This window comes from Desertibacillus haloalkaliphilus (genome assembly GCF_019039105.1).
Lineage (GTDB): Bacteria > Bacillota > Bacilli > Bacillales > KJ1-10-99 > Desertibacillus > Desertibacillus haloalkaliphilus.
Map to the genome: position 1 here is coordinate 234,210 of NZ_JAHPIV010000001.1, position 17,671 is coordinate 251,880.

17 protein-coding genes are annotated in these 17,671 nt (G+C 40.0%); 2 read left to right on the forward strand and 15 right to left on the reverse strand.

Annotated features, from left to right (window positions below; genetic code table 11):
• Positions 1 to 10: 10 nt before the first annotated feature.
• From KH400_RS01095 to sppA, 10 genes are all read right to left on the reverse strand, one after another.
• Positions 11 to 802: a S16 family serine protease gene (locus KH400_RS01095; RefSeq protein WP_246589113.1), complete on the reverse strand. Its 792-nt coding sequence runs from the start codon at positions 800 to 802 to the stop codon at positions 11 to 13.
• Between the two features lie 33 nt (positions 803 to 835).
• Positions 836 to 997 (reverse strand): hypothetical protein, encoded by a 162-nt coding sequence (locus tag KH400_RS01105; RefSeq protein WP_217221331.1) that lies wholly within the window; start codon positions 995 to 997, stop codon positions 836 to 838.
• 254 nt (positions 998 to 1,251) lie between these two features.
• Positions 1,252 to 2,190: a 3'-5' exoribonuclease YhaM family protein gene (locus tag KH400_RS01110; protein WP_246589114.1), complete on the reverse strand. Its 939-nt coding sequence runs from the start codon at positions 2,188 to 2,190 to the stop codon at positions 1,252 to 1,254.
• Between the two features lie 101 nt (positions 2,191 to 2,291).
• Positions 2,292 to 3,479 carry an acetate kinase gene (locus KH400_RS01115; RefSeq protein ID WP_217221333.1) on the reverse strand — a complete coding sequence of 396 codons (1,188 nt, stop codon included), beginning with the start codon at positions 3,477 to 3,479 and terminating at the stop codon, positions 2,292 to 2,294.
• A 338-nt stretch (positions 3,480 to 3,817) separates the two neighbouring features.
• Positions 3,818 to 4,825, reverse strand: coding sequence for a class I SAM-dependent methyltransferase (locus KH400_RS01120; protein ID WP_312888997.1), 1,008 nt, complete (start codon positions 4,823 to 4,825; stop codon positions 3,818 to 3,820).
• Positions 4,826 to 4,936: 111 nt separating this feature from the next.
• Positions 4,937 to 5,437 (reverse strand): thiol peroxidase, encoded by a 501-nt coding sequence (tpx, locus tag KH400_RS01125; protein WP_217221334.1) that lies wholly within the window; start codon positions 5,435 to 5,437, stop codon positions 4,937 to 4,939.
• Between the two features lie 167 nt (positions 5,438 to 5,604).
• Positions 5,605 to 6,069 carry a GerW family sporulation protein gene (gene ytfJ, locus KH400_RS01130; protein WP_217221335.1) on the reverse strand — a complete coding sequence of 155 codons (465 nt, stop codon included), beginning with the start codon at positions 6,067 to 6,069 and terminating at the stop codon, positions 5,605 to 5,607.
• A 14-nt stretch (positions 6,070 to 6,083) separates the two neighbouring features.
• Entirely contained in the window at positions 6,084 to 6,746 is a 663-nt protein-coding gene (locus tag KH400_RS01135) for a DUF2953 domain-containing protein (RefSeq protein WP_217221336.1), read from the reverse strand.
• A gap of 77 nt (positions 6,747 to 6,823) precedes the next feature.
• Positions 6,824 to 7,312: an RDD family protein gene (locus KH400_RS01140; protein ID WP_217221337.1), complete on the reverse strand. Its 489-nt coding sequence runs from the start codon at positions 7,310 to 7,312 to the stop codon at positions 6,824 to 6,826.
• A gap of 16 nt (positions 7,313 to 7,328) precedes the next feature.
• On the reverse strand, positions 7,329 to 8,330 hold the full coding sequence (sppA, locus tag KH400_RS01145; RefSeq protein ID WP_217221338.1) for a signal peptide peptidase SppA: 1,002 nt from the start codon (positions 8,328 to 8,330) through the stop codon (positions 7,329 to 7,331).
• Between the two features lie 300 nt (positions 8,331 to 8,630).
• Between sppA and KH400_RS01150 the strand changes: the two genes are divergently transcribed.
• Positions 8,631 to 9,428 (forward strand): NAD kinase, encoded by a 798-nt coding sequence (locus KH400_RS01150; protein ID WP_217221339.1) that lies wholly within the window; start codon positions 8,631 to 8,633, stop codon positions 9,426 to 9,428.
• 73 nt (positions 9,429 to 9,501) lie between these two features.
• On the opposite strand, the gene KH400_RS01155 is transcribed toward KH400_RS01150, so the two are convergent.
• The 5 genes from KH400_RS01155 to KH400_RS01175 form a co-directional block, all read right to left on the reverse strand.
• On the reverse strand, positions 9,502 to 11,100 hold the full coding sequence (locus KH400_RS01155; protein WP_217221340.1) for an amidohydrolase: 1,599 nt from the start codon (positions 11,098 to 11,100) through the stop codon (positions 9,502 to 9,504).
• Between the two features lie 182 nt (positions 11,101 to 11,282).
• Positions 11,283 to 12,866 carry an acyl-CoA synthetase MbcS gene (mbcS, locus tag KH400_RS01160; protein WP_217221341.1) on the reverse strand — a complete coding sequence of 528 codons (1,584 nt, stop codon included), beginning with the start codon at positions 12,864 to 12,866 and terminating at the stop codon, positions 11,283 to 11,285.
• A 256-nt stretch (positions 12,867 to 13,122) separates the two neighbouring features.
• Positions 13,123 to 13,335 (reverse strand): alpha/beta-type small acid-soluble spore protein, encoded by a 213-nt coding sequence (locus KH400_RS01165; protein WP_217221342.1) that lies wholly within the window; start codon positions 13,333 to 13,335, stop codon positions 13,123 to 13,125.
• A gap of 157 nt (positions 13,336 to 13,492) precedes the next feature.
• On the reverse strand, positions 13,493 to 14,698 hold the full coding sequence (gene thiI, locus KH400_RS01170; protein ID WP_217221343.1) for a tRNA uracil 4-sulfurtransferase ThiI: 1,206 nt from the start codon (positions 14,696 to 14,698) through the stop codon (positions 13,493 to 13,495).
• 5 nt (positions 14,699 to 14,703) lie between these two features.
• Entirely contained in the window at positions 14,704 to 15,846 is a 1,143-nt protein-coding gene (locus tag KH400_RS01175; RefSeq protein ID WP_217221553.1) for a cysteine desulfurase family protein, read from the reverse strand.
• A gap of 325 nt (positions 15,847 to 16,171) precedes the next feature.
• Here KH400_RS01175 and brnQ point away from each other — a divergent pair, with 325 nt between their 5' ends.
• On the forward strand, positions 16,172 to 17,524 hold the full coding sequence (gene brnQ / locus KH400_RS01180; protein WP_217221344.1) for a branched-chain amino acid transport system II carrier protein: 1,353 nt from the start codon (positions 16,172 to 16,174) through the stop codon (positions 17,522 to 17,524).
• Positions 17,525 to 17,671: the final 147 nt, after the last annotated feature.

Below are 17,671 nucleotides of genomic sequence, written 5' to 3' on the forward strand. Positions count from 1 at the left end.
AATCCCTCCTTTAATGATGACTTACTTGCTGCTTCTGCTTTCCTGCTTGATACATTTGAAGCATGGTCACAAGACGTTGTTCAACGAGGCCAAACACCGTCCCATCTGGGAAATGCCCTTCCTCATCTCTCATTCCAGATGATACTCCTGTTAACAGCTCAATCCCTTCCTGAACCGTCCTCACCGCCCAAACGTGAAACATGCCATTTTGGATCGCTTCGATCACTTCGTTTCGCAGCATTAAATTCTTAACATTTTGTACTGGAATCATGACACCTTGTTCACCAGTAAACCCATTCGCTTTACACGTATAATAAAAACCTTCAACTTTTTCATTCACACCACCGATTGGTTGGATGTCACCCCATTGATTTACCGAGCCTGTAACCGCAATTCCTTGTTTTATCGGCAGTTGGGCTAATAAGGATAATAAAGCAAATAACTCTGTACTTGATGCACTATCACCATCAATTGTAGCATACGATTGTTCAAACGTAATACTAGCTGATAACGGTAATGGTTTGTTCTGTGCAAATTCTCCTTGCAGATAACCTGTTAATGTTAATAAACCCTTAGCATGAAAGGGACCACTTAAATAGGATTCACGATCAATGTTAACAATTCCTTTTTGTCCAAGAAATGTTCGTACGGTAATTTTGTTTGGCTGACCAAAACGATAATCACCAGTATATAAAACAGACAATCCATTGATTTGACCAATAACTTCGCCATCTGTATGAATCATGATCGTCCCATCTTCAATCGATGCTTTAATCTTTTCTTCCTGTTCCCATCGGTCCAACTAAAAATAAATTATAACCATCTTTACGAACATTTAGACCGAAATCAATCGCTCGAACCGCTCGATCTTGACCGATAATTCTGTTAATTGCTGGACTTCTTTTGTCGTTTCAAATGGAAAATTCCTATGATTATAACGTGCCGCTAATTGATCATTTTGTACGCGCAGTGCGTCTATTAAATGCTGCTTCTTCATGTGATAACCCCCTTAGGTCCCCTTACGAGTTTATGACTATTTTACTCGGAGAACGATACTCGGGACTATGATCTGTGACACAATTTACCAAATAATCATAAAGATGTAACAATTTTCCGAAGGATTTTAAAAATCTGTCCAAAAAGGAGTGTTTTTTCCTTATTTGAACAGATAGATCTCATCTTATGAATAAAGAGTTTCTGTAAATGGGAAAAGGAATAAGGTTCCTTCACCTCATCCAGCAGGTTCCGCCCTTATCCTTTATAAATTCTTCGTTTTAGCATCGGTGAATAATTCCACTCATCAGCTCCACTCTCATTGACTGCCTGCATCGCATTCATTTTGGCATCGATTTGATCAAGATAATGAAAGAATACGGCTGCTGGCGTTTTCCCAGAGACTGCACTCCCCCACCCCCAATCGACATCACCATGATGGCTCAAAATGCAATGTTTCACAGCTGCTATATCTGGGTCATCCGAAGCAAAGCCAAGCTCCCTCGCTGCGTCGTTAATCATCTCAATCCCTAAGATAATATGGCCCATCAATTCACCTTCTGTTGTATATTCAGGAGCAATTGGGTCACTCAGTTCTTTTATTTTTCCAATGTCATGTAACATACATGTCGCAAGCACATGGTCTTTATTGACGAACGGGTATAACGACAATAATTGCACCGCTCCATGACATAGCGTGACGATGTGTTCAAGCAACCCCGCATAATAAGCATGGTGAAGTTTCTTACCTGCAGGGATTGTCGTAACTAAATCACGAACGTTCTTATCGCCAAACAAGCGCTTGATGATTTGCGCCAATTGGGGCGATTCGATTTCATCAATAAATAAACGAAGATCATGCCATAGCTCTTCTCTCGACACATTTGCATGAGGGATTAAATCAACTAATTTTACTGGATCGTCCTCTACGGCTAAACGAATTCGCTGAATGTTTAATTGCTTTTGATTGCGGTAAAAATGAACGATCCCTTCCACCTTTACGACTGCTTTTTTTTGAAGTATTTCTTTTTGCTGTGCCGTGATATCCCATAATTTAGCTGTTATTGTCGTCTTACGATCAACCAAGACAAAATCGAGATATTCACTACCATTCGCAGCCACTTTTAGGACTCGATCTTTTATAATAAAAAATCCGACGACCCGCTCTCCCTCTTTCTTTTCATTGAGTGTAGTCAATCGAAACTCCCCCATTATCGGTTAATCTAATTAAATTGTATGCGAACGTCTAATGAAAAGCAAAAAACACCGCTTAAGGGTAAGCGATGTTTCCTGCGTGGTTATTTCGATAAACGAACGGTATCCCTTGCAATCATAACCTCTTCATTCGTTGGGATGATTAACACTTTTACTGGCGAATGCGGGTAATTAATAAAGGCTTCTTGACCACGGACTTTGTTTAATGCAGGATCCCAATACACGCCCATGAACTCTAATCCACGTAAGACACGCTCACGAATGACATCACTGTTTTCTCCAATTCCAGCAGTGAAGACAATAGCATCGACACCAGACATGCGAGCAGCATATGAACCAATGTACTTATGGATTCGAGACGTAAATACTTCTAATGCTAGTTCCGCACGCTCATTCCCATCGTTTGCTTCTTGTTCAATGTCACGTAAATCACTTGAAAATCCAGATACACCTAGTAGGCCACTTTTCTTATTTAGGGTGTCTAACACTTCGTTGGCATCTTGTCCCGTTTTCTCCATAATATAAGGAATTAACGCTGGGTCAATGTTCCCAGAGCGAGTCCCCATCGTGACACCAGCTAGTGGCGTAAAGCCCATTGACGTATCAATCGATTTTCCACCATCAATCGCCGCAATACTTGCGCCATTTCCTAAGTGACAAGATAAAATGCGAAGTTGCTCAATTGGGCGGCCTAATAGCTCAGCTGCGCGTTCTGATACATATTTATGTGATGTTCCATGGAAACCATATTTTCGAATACCAAACTTTTTATAGTAATCATAAGGAAGACTATATAAGTACGATTGTTCTGGCATTGTTTGATGGAAAGCAGTATCAAAGACAGCTACAGCTGGCACCGATGGTAGCACTTCTTTAAATGCCTTAATTCCGGTGATATTTGCTGGATTATGTAATGGTGCTAGCTCCGATACTTCTTCAATCCCTTTTAAGACTTCATCTGTAATTAAAACAGAGTCGTTAAACTTTTCGCCACCATGAACAACGCGGTGTCCAATCCCTTCAATTTCATCAAGTGATGAAATGATTCCAAAGTCAGTTAATTTATCTAGTAAATGCTTAACAGCAACAGAATGATCTGGGATATCGAAGGTTTCTGTTTTCTTTTCGCCGTCCACTTCAATTGTAAAAACCCCATCATTTAAACCGATTCTTTCAACGAGACCTTTTGTTACGACTGTCTCTTCTGGCATGTTTAATAATTGGAACTTTAACGAGGAACTACCTGCATTAATCGCGATAATTTTTGCCATTGTTTTACATCTCCTTTTAGCGAATGTATTGCTAATTAACATAGAAATAAACAAATAGATTGCTTTTTCTCATATCATTTTCCTAATATACCTTTTCATTTAAGCACCAAAATCTTCATTTTTCAAGAATTACACCCAATTTACTCTCAGATACTCCCAAATTCTTTATATTCAGACATGAATGCGCTTTATACTTATACTACCTTTACTTTGTCCGTTATTGTGTTCTTTTAATCACATCAACTTGGCGAGTACATCACCTTATCTTGGTGTCCTCTATCTTCCTTTTCGTATAAAAAGTAAGTCAAGGTATAAAAAAAGAACCAACATTTGTTGGTTCATTCACCTTTATTGACGTCAATGTGTAATTCTTGTTCAAACCAATCATCGATTCGTTTAATCATATCCGCTAAGGCTTGTTTATTAGAAAAAGAAGGGAGCTCAGCCATTAATGCTTGACGTGGTGTGATGACATTCTCACCTTTCTTTTGTAGCATGAAAATACTTTTTGCTTGCTGTTCAGATTTAAACATCGAAGGCGGTAACTGTAGAAGTCCGTGAATAACCGCATGCTCTTTAATAAAGTCATTAAGGGCAGGAGCTTCTTCACTTGAAAATAAAAAGTTAGGAATGATAAAGATAAGAAAGCCACCTTCTTTGACGCTATTTATCGATTGTTCAATGAGAAGATGATGACTGTAAGAATGACCTTGTTTTGCTTTGAGTTGATAGCCTTCAGCAATATCGTCATTCGGATAATAGCCAACTGGTAAATCTGAAACGACGAGATCCACTGGTGAAAGATGAATCGGGCGAATACTATCTTGATGGAAAAATCCAACTTCACGTGCTTGCAAGTTTGTGCTTACAAAAGCTAACTTCAATAATGTCTCATCAACCTCAAAGCCATAGCTTCGCACCTGACTTGGTGATTGATTAATGATCGCAGACAGCAAATTGGCTGTTCCAACAGCAGGATCTAAAAGCGAAATCCTCTCTTGACCGCTCATGACCTTATTAACGAGATAGCTTACAAATAAGGCAACGCCATCAGGAGTCATCGCGTGATGCGGTTGGGTTGCTTCTTTCATCCCTTTTAAAACTGCCAACTGGAACACTTTACGAACTGTTTCTGCTTCAAGCTCCACATCCTGCAATGGCGACAACAGTGATTTTACACGCTCATTAACGCCTTCGGATGTCTCAACGACGACCTCCCCCTGGAATAGACTCTCGCCGGCTTCTGCTAGAGCTTCTAAATAAGTAACTTGTAAATCCTCCTGAATGAGTGATGCCATATCATCGATGGCGGTAAATAACTTCTCAACATCTATCGCTGCTTCCACTAAAACCCTCTCCTTTTATGATTGAACTGTTCTAAATTGTAACAAAAAAATGTAATAAGTAAAGAAAAGCCCCCGGTGTCTTACACCGAAGGCTTTTCGTATCATCATTGCTTAGTTTGCTGCTTTTGCCGCCTCAACTGCTGCTTCGTAGTTTGGGTGGTCTGTTGCTTCAGGAACATACTCAACATATGTTACTTTATCATTGCTATCTACAACAAACACGGCACGAGTGAGCAGACGTAATTCCTCAATCGCTACACCATATGCTTTTCCGAATGAAAGCTCACGGTGATCAGAAAGTGTTTCAACGTTTTCAACGCCAGCTGCTCCACACCAACGCTTCTGTGCAAATGGTAAGTCTACACTTACCGTTAACACTTTTACGTTATCTAACTTCGCAGCCTCTTCATTAAAACGACGTGTCTGTGCATCACAAACACCAGTATCGACTGAAGGAACAACACTGATTAAACGAACTTGCCCTTTTGAATCAGCTAATGTTACCGGAGAAAGATCATTTGCTAACACAGTAAAATCAGGTGCTTGATTCCCTACGCTAACTTCATTCCCTAATAATGTGACCTGATTGCCTTTAAACGTTACATTTGCCATCGTGAATCCTCCCTGAATTTAATAATATATGTACAGTGTTAATACTAGACCTCTTTTCAGACTTTTTCAACAAAAATGCTTGGAAAAAGAAGAAAATGGGTTAATAGTTTTTACTTAACCCATTTTATAACCCTTCAAACCTTCTTTTTCCTTTTTAAGAAATTTTGTTAAACGGGAGGATTATCATCATCTTGCGTTGGATTTTGATTCATCGTTGATGTTGTCGTTGTTTGGGTGCTTGTTTGCTGATTTGATTGATTGTTTCCTACCATTTGTTGGATTTTCTCAATCACTTGTGGCGCAAAGTCTAATAACTTCTCATACAGGTGCGTATTGCCATCGATATGAATCATTTTAACACCTGATCCATTAACAACTAGAAATGCAATTGGTGTAATTGATACACCACCACCACTACCACCACCAAAAGGCGCTTCCGGTGGGTTTTGATTATCTTCTACCGTAAACTGACTTCCACCTGCTGCAAACCCGAATCCAACTTTCGATACAGGTAAGATTACACTACCGTCAGGTGTCTCAACAGGATCACCGACGATCGTATTTACGTCTACCATTTCCTTTAGGTTTTCCATGGCCGTCATCATTAGACCTTGAATTGGATGTTCAGACATCGTTATTCCTCCTTCTATACATTCGCATTTTTCTCAGCTGATTGGAATAGGGGTGGCCGCCTTCTCCAATGCCTAACGATCATAATCGTTGCGACAATAGCATGCCCGATTCGAAAAGAAATCATACATGTCATGTTCGTATAAGAAGCTTGTTGATTGTAGGTCGGATCAATACTAACCTTTGGGTTTTGCTTTAACCTCATATAATGTGAGAGAATCCCAACAATTGCCCCCTTCAAACTCCAGCCCATACCTACGATCATTCCTGTTTGCGCCGCATCCCCTAGCCCAAGTTGACTTCGCCATTCAAACTTATGAATAGAAATATGCCGCATAAACCGTTTGACGATTTGATGAAATCCAATTACATGCTGCAAAAAATTTTTTAAGTCTGATATGACATCAAGAATTTTTTGAGGCGTGATTTTTACATCCTTTTTCTGTTTCGTCGTCGCGATCTTTTGCTCTTCCTTGACGACGATCGAGGCTGAATCTTCATCGATTTTAATTAACGGTGCCTTAAAGGTATAAGAGATAAATTTCCATACCCTCACCGTAATTTTAAATTCGTCGTCATCTTTATTATGGAAGTATGAGATTGATATATGTAATTTTGTAACGAAAACGAGAAAAAACAAAATCAAAATAATGACTATTGTCCACATAATCCAATTCATTTTCCAAGCCCTTCCTTTCGATTACCATTATCACCACCTTCGCAAAAAAATAAACCTGTTAGCAAAAGCTAACAGGTTTATCGTTCATGAATCACATACGTATCAGCGATCATGTCATGAATGCCTTGTTTTTTCGTTGAAAAGGCTACTGTAAGGTAAAGAAGTGACATGAAGAAAAACACTTGATGAATAAATCGACCAATGACCTCCCGGAAAATGACCGCTGACCATGTCAACGTTTCGTTTTTAGCGACTACTCTCATTCCAAACACTGTTTTTCCTAATGTTTGCCCCCTAAGCTTTGTTAAAAGCACAAAATAAGCGAAGCCAACAATCGCTGTTAAGATCGCTTCAAGAGTAAAAAACCGTAAAACAGTCGTAGTCGTCAACTCTTGCCAGCGGATGAGCGGTGTCACAAGGATGCTATTCAAACTAAAAACAACGACCGCGTCAAATAGAAATGCCCATAAGCGCATCCAAAACCCAGCAAATTGATAACCTTCTTGTTTTTCTGCTTCCTCAATAATCTTTGTTTCGAGCTGTTCATCATTCATCGTATGGTCCATTGATAGCCTCCCCTCCCTAATTTGTATAGAGATACATGAGTGTTGGTGAATTTGATTCTTTTACTAATTGTTTTAATCCAAACAGCTCTTGGTTTGGTAAAAATTGTGCTGCTGACATCGTAAAGAGCTGCCCAAACCCAAGTGCACTTTCATATCGAACAACATCTAATTGGCCTAACCCAATATCTTCTCGTAACAATTCAATTGTGTCCTCTAAACTTCCTAATTCATCAATTAAACCTAACTCTTTCGCTTGAGAACCACTATAGATGCGCCCATCTGCAAGCTCACGAACCCGTTCTTCAGATAAATTGTCTCGACCATCTGCAATGACTTGAACAAACTGGTCTTGCATTTCATCAACCATCGCCTGGAGAAGTTGACGCTCTTCATCTCTCACTTCCCGTGTTGGTGACATAATATCTTTATAGGGACCACTTTTTATCGTTTCGATCTTAATTCCAAACTCCTCTGCCAGTTCCGCTACATTGACCGATTGCATAATCACACCTAAAGACCCGGTAATCGTTGCTGAGTTAGCAACAATTCTATCTGCCGGTGCAGAGATGTAATAGCCGCCAGAAGCTGCTTGGCTTCCCATGGAAACGTAAATCGGTTTATCATATTCTTCTTTTATTTCAACAATTTTGTTATGGATTTCATCACTCTCTACGACTCCACCACCAGGCGAGTTGATTCGAATAATCATGCCTTCCACACTCGAATCCTCTGCAGCATGATCAAGCTTTGCTAGAAAGGAACGGTGCCGATACGAAACAGGGTCTAGAATTGACGTACCAACCCCTTCTTGTATTATCCCGTTTACATCAAGCACAGCAATTTTCCCGCGGCCATTACCGCGATCAATCGTTGATTCAACAAATGTTTCACCTTCATCAACCGGATCAAAAATCCCTTCTAGGTTACCAAACGCAACCATTGTCACAGCATTAAAAGCCACTGATCCTACAAATAACACAAGTGCAATGAACAGTGCTATCCAACGTTTTCTACTCATCTGTTCCACTCCTTTTTATGAACATGCGATCTTCCTCTGCTTACCTACTGTTTTAATGTCATGCCTACCATTGAAACCAAGACCTTTAAAAATAAGCTACCTTCATAAATCATACACCATAACCAGTGGACTTCTAGAGGATGGCACTCAAATTGTTCGGAAAATCTTACATTTTCTTTAAATAATTGTATGATACCATAACAAATGATATCCATTCATCTGTTTTCTGAGCACAAGAATGAAATCGTTACCAACTAGGGAAACATAATCGTTAAGTACACAACAAAGGAGTTACATACTATGCAAAATCGAAAACAACTATACTTCTCTCACAAACAAACACCTGAACTAGCCAAAGTCGTCGAACCGTTAAAAGAACGCGCAGAAAAGGAAGGCTTTACGATTGTCTCTAACTATCGTCAAGCTGATATTATTGCAAGCATCGGTGGGGATAATGCGTTTTTGCAAGCCATCCAGAAAACAGAATTTAAAGAGGATAGTCTCTATGTTGGTATCAGCCTTGATAACCTTGGCTTTTATACCGATTTCCATATTAACGATACTGACCATTTAATGTCCTCAATTGCTAATGATGAAGTTGAAGTCCGTCGCTATCATACTCTCGAAGTAACCCTTGATAACGAATCACCATTTTATTGCTTAAATGAATGCTCATTGCGATCAAATGTGATCAAAACGTTCGTCATCGATGTCTATATTGATGATACATACTTCGAGACGTTTCGCGGTGACGGGATGATTGTTTCCACACCTAGTGGTAGCACGGGGTACAATAAATCGGTTCGTGGTGCAATAGTTGACCCTCGAATCCCTTCGATGCAAGTGAGTGAAATTGCATCTATCAACAACAATGACTATCGGACGCTAGGAACGTCATTTATCCTAAGTGAGGATCGTCAGTTAAAATTAAAAATTGTCCAAGATGGGAATGATCATCCGATTATTGGAACTGATAATGAAGCATTAAGTATTCGACACGCACACGAACTACGTATTCGTCTAGCTGATAAAAACATTAAAGTGCTTAAGTTAAAAAACAATTCATTTTGGGATAGCATTCAACGTAAATTTTTATAAAATCATAAAGAGGCTGGAACAAAAGGTTGGTTTACCTTTTGTCCCAGCCCTTTAATACTTAGGACAGAGTCATTTAGTTACGTTCATACATGATTGTATCATCAACAACTGTCATCTCTACCGTCGCATTTAAAATATCATCTTCTTGTACCGCAAATAAATCACGGTCTAAGGCTGTAAAATCAGCTACAAAGCCGGTCGCTATACACCCTCTCGTTTGCTCTTTTCCTATTGCGTACGCACTCCCTTGAGTGAAAAGCTTAACAGCTTCATACCGTGATAGCTTTTGTTCTGGCAAGTAGCCTTGATGGTGTTGACCAGGCTTTTTGCGCGTAATCGACGCATGGATGCCTAGAAGCGGGTCAACAGGTTCGATCGGTGCATCAGACCCACCCGCACAATGTAGACCTTGATCAAGTAACGTTTTCCATGCAAATGAAGACTGAAGCCGTTCCTCGCCAAGACGTTCCTCAACCCAAGGAAAATCTGAAACAACAAAACGCGGCTGAATATCTAAAATAACTGGTAAATCTCTCATCCGTTTGACTAGATCTTCACGGATCACTTGGGTATGTATGAGGCGATCGCGTTGATGATCAACCTTTAACGGATGCGCTTCAATCGCAGTTAATGCGTACTCAAGAGCCAAATCACCAATCGTATGGATGGCAACAGGCATATTGTAGTGTCGGGCTTTTTTCACAAGTTGTTTGAGTTCAGTGAGCGGATGAATGGCGACTCCTTGTGTCGTTGGATCGTCATCATATGGCTCACTTAATAATGCCGTACGTCCGCCGAGCGCCCCATCAGCAAAAATTTTCATCGCTCCTAACTCAATATAGTCGTTTACGTCCCGGTTATCCGGGTAGGCAGCAGCCATATCGTCGACAACCTCATGATGAACGAGTAAATGGGCTCGGAACTTTGTTCTTGTCCCATCAATGACTTTTTTAAAAGCAGCTAACGTCCTCTCAAAGCCGCCATAATAATGTAAATCTTCGGTATGACCACCGACAAGCCCTTTACGAACCATATCCTTGACTGCCGTTGATAGCGCTTTTTCTATGTATGCTTCACTGACGGTTGGCACAACGGCTTTGACTAACTCTTGAGCATGGTCTAATAAATAACCCGTTGGTTCCTGGTTTTCATTACGAACAATCACACCACCAGTTGGCTCATTTGTATGTTTATCGATTCCAGCAAGTGTTAGGGCAGCTGAATTAGCAAGAATCGCATGACGACAAACCCTTGTAAGCATCATCGGATTGTTTGGTGCAATTTCATCAAGTTCATACCGATTAAAAATTTTCTGATCAGCAAAATTATTTTCATTCCACCCCTCACCAATGATCCAATCATCACTGCTAGCCTCACTCACCTTTTTACAGAGCAACTCCTTCATTTCATCTGCGGAATGAACGTTCGATAGATCCAATTGAATCAATTTTTCCCCGTGCATGATCATATGGAGATGGCTATCAACAAAGCCTGGATAGATATAAGCCCCCTTTACATCAATTTGTTTATCTATATGATCTGCATACGTGCTTATAAGCTCGTCTCTCGAACCAATGGCTTCAATTATACCGTTATCAACAAAAACAGCATCAACTGTTTCTCTCTCATCTCGTAGTGTATAAAAAGTCCCACCGTACCATAACGTACCCATAACGATCACCCTTTGCCTGTCTAATTATGTACTTCTTTATCGTGACAAAATCCATTTTGTTTTGCAAGCGCTTCGGCCACAAGGGTTATGATCTACCACTCTCATCCTTCATTAAAGCTAGAAAAAAAACAGGCTTGTCCCATTGACAAACCTGTTCGAACGTTCTTTTTTAATTTGTTTAATTACGCACGCGCTTTTTCTTGCTGACGTAATTCAATACGACGAATCTTACCTGAAGATGTTTTCGGTAGATCACTAACAAATTCAATCTTACGCGGATATTTATATGGCGCCGTTAAGGTTTTTACATGATCCTGTAGATCCTGAATGATGTTTTCTTTGTTGACATCATCAGGGTTACGTAAGACGATAAATGCTTTGACAACATTCCCACGGACTTCATCTGGACTTGCAACGACGGCACACTCTTTTACATCCGCATGCTTCGTTAACGCATCCTCTACTTCAAATGGTCCAATCGTATAACCTGAGCTAATGATAATGTCATCACTTCGACCCTCAAACCAGAAGTAACCATCCTCATCCATGCTCGCTTGGTCACCTGTCACATAGTAATCACCACGATACGCTGCTGCTGTACGTTCTGGGTCTTTGTAGTATTCTTTAAATAATGCTGGCGCGTCCTTATGAATAGCGATATCACCAACTTCACCTGGTTTCACAGGTTGGCCATCCTCATTAATAATTTCAACTTGGTTTCCTGGGGTTGGTTTACCCATTGATCCAGGTTTGATGTCCATCCCAAGCAAAGTTCCAACAATTAGTGTATTTTCCGTTTGACCATAGCCATCACGGACATCAACACCAAATGCCTCCTTAAACGTCTCAATCACTTGACGGTTTAGTGGCTCACCCGCTGATACCGTACTTCTTAAGTTTGGTACTGAAAACTCCTTAATTTCTTCAACCTTTGACATTAAACGATACTCCGTTGGTGTACAACAAAGTACATCAATTTCTTGATCTTGAAGGAGCTGCAAATACGTCTTAGGTTCGAATTTGCCATGATAAACAAAAGCTGTTGCCCCAACTCCAATCGTTGATAAAAACGGACTCCAAATCCACTTTTGCCAGCCAGGTGCTGCCGTTGCCCAAACTTTATCTCCTTCTTTCACATCTAACCACATTTTTGAAGCAACTTGCAAGTGAGCATACGCCCAACCATGAGTGTGCACAACTGCTTTAGGGTTCCCTGTTGTCCCTGACGTATATGGAAGGAACGCTGTTTCATCACGTTTTGTTTTTGCACCTTCATAGTAACCGCTTTCATTTCTAGCCAGTTCATCTAATGCGACCCAGCCTTCTGCTGAATTGCCGATAATAAATTTATGTGTAAGTGAAGGTGTCTCTTCATTAATCGCATCAACCTCTCCAATAAATTGGTGAAACGATACGACCGCCTTAGCTTCAGAGTGATTAATACGATAGCTTAAATCTTTGGCACGTAGCATCTCTGAACAAGGAATAATAACAAGTCCAGCTTTCAAACAAGCCAAATACGTAAAATACGCTTCGGGCAAACGTGGAAGTGTTAATAATATACGATCTCCTTTTTTTAAGCCCTGACTTAATAAAGCATTTGCTATTTTATTGGTCTGTTCGACCAGTTCAGAGTATGTAACCTCAATGTTCTCACCTTCATCATTGAGCCACTTAATCGCTAGCTTGTCCTCTTGGTTTGCATACTTTTCAACTTCTTGTGATAAGTTGTAAAACTCTGGTGCAATTAAATCTTCGCGCTTCATACATTTTCCCCCTCAGCAATTGTAGTCTCCCTATATTATACAGAAAAAAATAATTTTTTTGAATAATTAATTATAAAAAAATAAAAAATTATTAAAAAATATTAACCAAGTGGGAAAATGAAAAAATACAGAAAATGCGCAAGGCGCCCGATTGTCGGCGACGAGACCGAAGTGACCTCGAGCCGATGGCGCCTGAAGCTAGACAAAAAGGGAGCGGTACATACCGCTCCCTTACAGCCATATATTAAGGTTTTAATTATTGTTGTTGGAAACCATTCATTTGCTGTTGTGCAGTTCGTACAAGACGCTTCGTAATTTCTCCACCAACTGAACCGTTTGCACGAGATGTAGAGTCTGCACCTAGTTGTACACCAAACTCTTGAGCGATCTCAACTTTCATTTGGTCTAGTGCTTGCTCAACACCAGGAACTAATAATTGGTTGCTGTTGCTGCTGTTGTTGTTTGCCATTTGTAATCACCTCCTTTGTTACCTATATAGTGTGTACTTCAGCGAAAAGACATACTGATTTTTGATTGGTAATTGTTTCATTTTAAACTGAAACGAGAAAAGCCTTGGACTAAAGACGGTTACCGTTGGTCCAAGGCTTTCTTAAGACGATATTTTATTAAAATAACTCTTCAAAACTTTTGTCCACCGTTTGATTCGCACTGATTTCAATGACTTCCGTTCCTGCTACGGCTTCATCAATGTATGAATCATAGTCAACATATTGCTCAAACTTATTTGCATGCTCGCGCTTTGGCTTTGTTTTTGAATCCGGCGGCAAAAAGATCGTACAACAGTCCTCAAAAGGAAGAATAGACGTCTCATAGGTCCCTATTTTATGAGCAATATCTATAACCTCAACCTTGTCCATTGTAATCAGTGGTCGTAAAATCGGCAAGGTGGTTACTTCATTGATCGTATGCATACTTTCGAGTGTCTGACTGGCAACTTGTCCTAGGCTTTCTCCATTAACAATCGCTAGCGCCTGTTCTTTCGTCGCAATCGCTTCACTAATACGATACATCATTCGACGCATAATCGTCATTTCAAAATTACTAGGTACTTTTTCGTGAATATGCTTTTGCAAGTTCGTAAATGGAACAACATGTAAACGAATTGTTCCACCAAACGTTGCTAAAATTTTTGTGAGATCTTCCACTTTTTGCTTCGCACGTTCATTTGTGTATGGAGGGCTATGAAAATGAATCGCTTCAAGCGCAGCTCCACGCTTCATGGCTAAATAGCCAGCGACAGGGCTATCGATCCCACCTGAAAGCATGAGCATGACTTTTCCACTTGTGCCAACCGGCAGACCGCCCGCTCCAGCAATCGTTCCACAACTGATATATGTGGCACCTTCGCGAACCTCAACCTTTACTTCTACATCTGGGTGATGTACATCAACTGATAAATGATTAAGGTTCTTTAAAATATGGCCACCAATAAGCGGATTCAATTCTTGTGAATTAATTGGGAACGGTTTGTAAGCACGACGCGCATTGACTTTAAATGTCTTTGCATCAGCACCAGATGCTTGGAGTGCCCAAAGCGCCCCTTCTTGAATTTGTTCAATTTCATTTTCTACTTTTAATGCAAGACTTAACGATTGAACACCAAAAACATCTTTGACACGATCAATAATTGGTTCATGTGGTTCATCATTTAATTCAATGAACATTCGTCCAAATGTTCGTCTTACTTTGCAATTTGGAAATGGCTTAATTACAGCTTTAATATTCTTTTGTAGCTTTCGTTCGAACTCCGACCGATTTTTCCCTTTTAAAGCAATTTCTCCATAACGGATTAAAATATGATCATACTTCATGCTATCTACCTCATTACGTCCAATAATTCTGGTGTTATTTTTTTCATAACATTTACAAATTCTACCAATTCAACTTCTTCGTTCTCAAAAGAAAAACTAACACGTATGGCACTACTCGCTCGCTCATGACCTAGACCAGCAGCGACTAATACACGACTCGGTTCAGCCAATTTTGATGAACAAGCGGACTTTGTCGAAACGTAAATCTGCTTTTTTGTTAAGGCTTGGATAACGACCTCTGGCTTCACCCCAACGATCGAAAAATTAACGATATGTGGAGCTGAATGTTCCTTTGATGTATTGACGACAATCCCATCAAGTGTCTCTAACTCATCGATTAGCATTCTTTTTAAGCCTTCTATTTTTTTTATTTCTTTCTGAGACTGCTCTACACTTAATCGCAATGCCTTAGCCAGTGCAATAATTCCAGCGGTATTTTCTGTTCCTGCACGGAATTGCAACTCTTGAACGCCACCATGCATCAATGGAAATAGTGTAACCCCTTCTCTTATATATAAAACACCTGTCCCTTTTAAGCCATGAAACTTATGTCCAGAGATCGTACATAAATCAATTCCCTTCATACTCAAGTTCAATGGTACTTTTGTTACCCCTTGAACATGATCAACATGGAAATGGATCTTTGGATGATCAGCTACAACCTTAGCAATCTCTTCAATTGGTTGTACCGATCCTAATTCATTATTGACATGAATCATCGAGATCAGAATGGTTTCTTTACGGATGGCTTTTTTTACATCCTCTACTGACACTAATCCGTGCTTATCAACAGGTACATACGTGATATCAAATCCCAGCTTCTCCAACTGTTGGAAAATCTCATAACTAGAAGCGTGCTCTACCTCAGTTGTGATCAAATGCTTTCCCCTGTTTTGATGCTGAAGGGCAATCCCTTTAATCGCTAAGTTATTTCCTTCAGTACCTCCTGATGTAAAGATCACTTCGCGCGGACGAACACTAAGGATGGAAGAGATCACTTCCCTGGCTTGTGTTAACAGCCGTTCAGCCTCTGCCCCTAAGCTGTGTAATGACGACGGATTACCAAAATAACGCTCTGAGACGCTCGTAAAGGTCTTTAACACTTCGGGGTAAGGTTTTGTCGTTGCACTATTATCAAAATAGATCATCACCTTATGACTCCTTTGTTACCTTTTCTGAAACGATTTGCATCACTATATGTTATCACAATTCGACTCATTAACAAACGATAATCACAAACTAATAACCAAACAACTTTATATGTTAGCGCTTCCATTATTGTGAATATTACGAAAAGGGGTGAAAATGGTGAATATCGTCGAAAATTAGTAGATAAAAAGACCTGTTCGAACAATCAAAACTCGCTAAATATTCCATCTTTTATTATTTCAATATATTTTCAAAAAAATTATGATAAGATACGTTTAGTTCAATATTCATCTATTCTTAACAATCAATAATGGAGGAAAAGATATGAAAACAAACATGTCTAATAAGGAAGTACTCGCGATTGGATTAATGATGTTTGCGCTATTTCTCGGCGCAGGAAACATGATTTTTCCACCAGCAATGGGACAAGAGTCTGGTACAAATGTCTGGATGGCTACCCTCGGATTTCTCATTACCGGTGTAGGCCTACCCGTTTTAGCTGTAATTGCGATTGCACGTACAGGTGGTAACCTGCAAAGCCTAGCAAACAGAATTAATCCGCTATTCGGAGTCATCTTTACGTTAACAATGTATTTAGCGATCGGTCCATTTTTCGGGATCCCACGTACAGCTACAGTTGCCTTTGAAATCGGTGGCATCCCATTTTTACCAGAATCGTTAAATCCAAATGGATTGCCACTTTTCATTTATTCAATCGTCTTTTTCGGGATTACGTTTTGGTTAGCGTTAAATCCATCAAAATTAGTCGGACGAATTGGGAAAGTGTTAACACCAATCCTATTATTACTAATTACGATTTTAACGATTCGTGGTATTGCATCACCTATGGGTTCATTTACTGAGCCAGGTGAAGCCTATCAAACCGCTTCGCTGGCAACAGGATTTCTTGAAGGCTACCTAACGATGGATACCATTGCAGCACTAGTCTTTGGAATTGTCGTCATTTCTCGGATTAAAGAACAAGGAATCACAGATCAAAAGATGATTGCTTCGACAACGATTAAAGCAGGCGTAATTGCAGGTATCGGTTTATCACTCGTTTATTTATCCCTCGCCTACCTTGGTGCATCTAGTGTTGAAACGATTGGCTCATTAGATAATGGCGGTGCGATTCTATCTGGTGTTGCAACAGCTTTGTTCGGAACAATTGGTACGATCATTTTAGCCCTTGTTATCACGTTTGCCTGCCTAACGACATCAGTAGGGTTAGTATCAGCTTGCGGTGAGTATTTTGTGAAAATTATGCCAAAAATACCTTATGCTGTCACTGTTGGTATCCTTTGCCTATTTAGCTTGACAATGGCTAATATGGGATTATCTCAGTTAATCAGTGTGTCATTGCCAGTTCTAGTAGCAATCTATCCAATCGCGATTGTTCTCATCGTACTATCTTTCCTTCATAAATCCTTTAACGGATATAGTCAAGTGTACACCGGCGGAGTTATTGGCGCCGCGATCGTCAGCATTACAGATGGTCTAAAAGCAACGGAACTAAACATCGAAGCGATTATATCTATCTATAACTTCATTCCACTCTATGCTGAAGGCATTGGCTGGTTAGTTCCTGCCATCCTCGGTTCAATTATTGGGTACTTTATTGGTAGAGGGAATAAAAATGACCCATCAGCCGAAATATCGGCTTCAAAAGCTTCATAGCAAAAAACAAAAGGGAGATTCGTCCAGCCTTTTCACTGGTACGACTCCCTTTTCTCATGCCGTTAAAAAGGTTGTGCCATTCCAAAGAATAGTCACACGACACGTTTTATTTACAACTGTACTCATCACGTATTTGTAACTGTACAT

Coding starts and splice junctions, on each gene's coding strand:
- brnQ (WP_217221344.1), top strand. CDS start 16,172: ATGAAAACAAACATGTCTAATAAGGAAGTACTCGCGATTGGATTAATG.
- ytfJ (WP_217221335.1), bottom strand. CDS start 6,069: ATGTCTGAACATCCAATTCAAGGTCTAATGATGACGGCCATGGAAAAC.
- KH400_RS01140 (WP_217221337.1), bottom strand. CDS start 7,312: ATGGACCATACGATGAATGATGAACAGCTCGAAACAAAGATTATTGAG.
- KH400_RS01115 (WP_217221333.1), bottom strand. CDS start 3,479: ATGGCAAAAATTATCGCGATTAATGCAGGTAGTTCCTCGTTAAAGTTC.
- KH400_RS01165 (WP_217221342.1), bottom strand. CDS start 13,335: ATGGCAAACAACAACAGCAGCAACAGCAACCAATTATTAGTTCCTGGT.
- mbcS (WP_217221341.1), bottom strand. CDS start 12,866: ATGAAGCGCGAAGATTTAATTGCACCAGAGTTTTACAACTTATCACAA.
- KH400_RS01150 (WP_217221339.1), top strand. CDS start 8,631: ATGCAAAATCGAAAACAACTATACTTCTCTCACAAACAAACACCTGAA.
- KH400_RS01175 (WP_217221553.1), bottom strand. CDS start 15,846: ATGATCTATTTTGATAATAGTGCAACGACAAAACCTTACCCCGAAGTG.
- KH400_RS01155 (WP_217221340.1), bottom strand. CDS start 11,100: ATGGGTACGTTATGGTACGGTGGGACTTTTTATACACTACGAGATGAG.
- tpx (WP_217221334.1), bottom strand. CDS start 5,437: ATGGCAAATGTAACGTTTAAAGGCAATCAGGTCACATTATTAGGGAAT.
- KH400_RS01105 (WP_217221331.1), bottom strand. CDS start 997: ATGAAGAAGCAGCATTTAATAGACGCACTGCGCGTACAAAATGATCAA.
- sppA (WP_217221338.1), bottom strand. CDS start 8,330: ATGAGTAGAAAACGTTGGATAGCACTGTTCATTGCACTTGTGTTATTT.
- KH400_RS01135 (WP_217221336.1), bottom strand. CDS start 6,746: ATGAATTGGATTATGTGGACAATAGTCATTATTTTGATTTTGTTTTTT.
- thiI (WP_217221343.1), bottom strand. CDS start 14,698: ATGAAGTATGATCATATTTTAATCCGTTATGGAGAAATTGCTTTAAAA.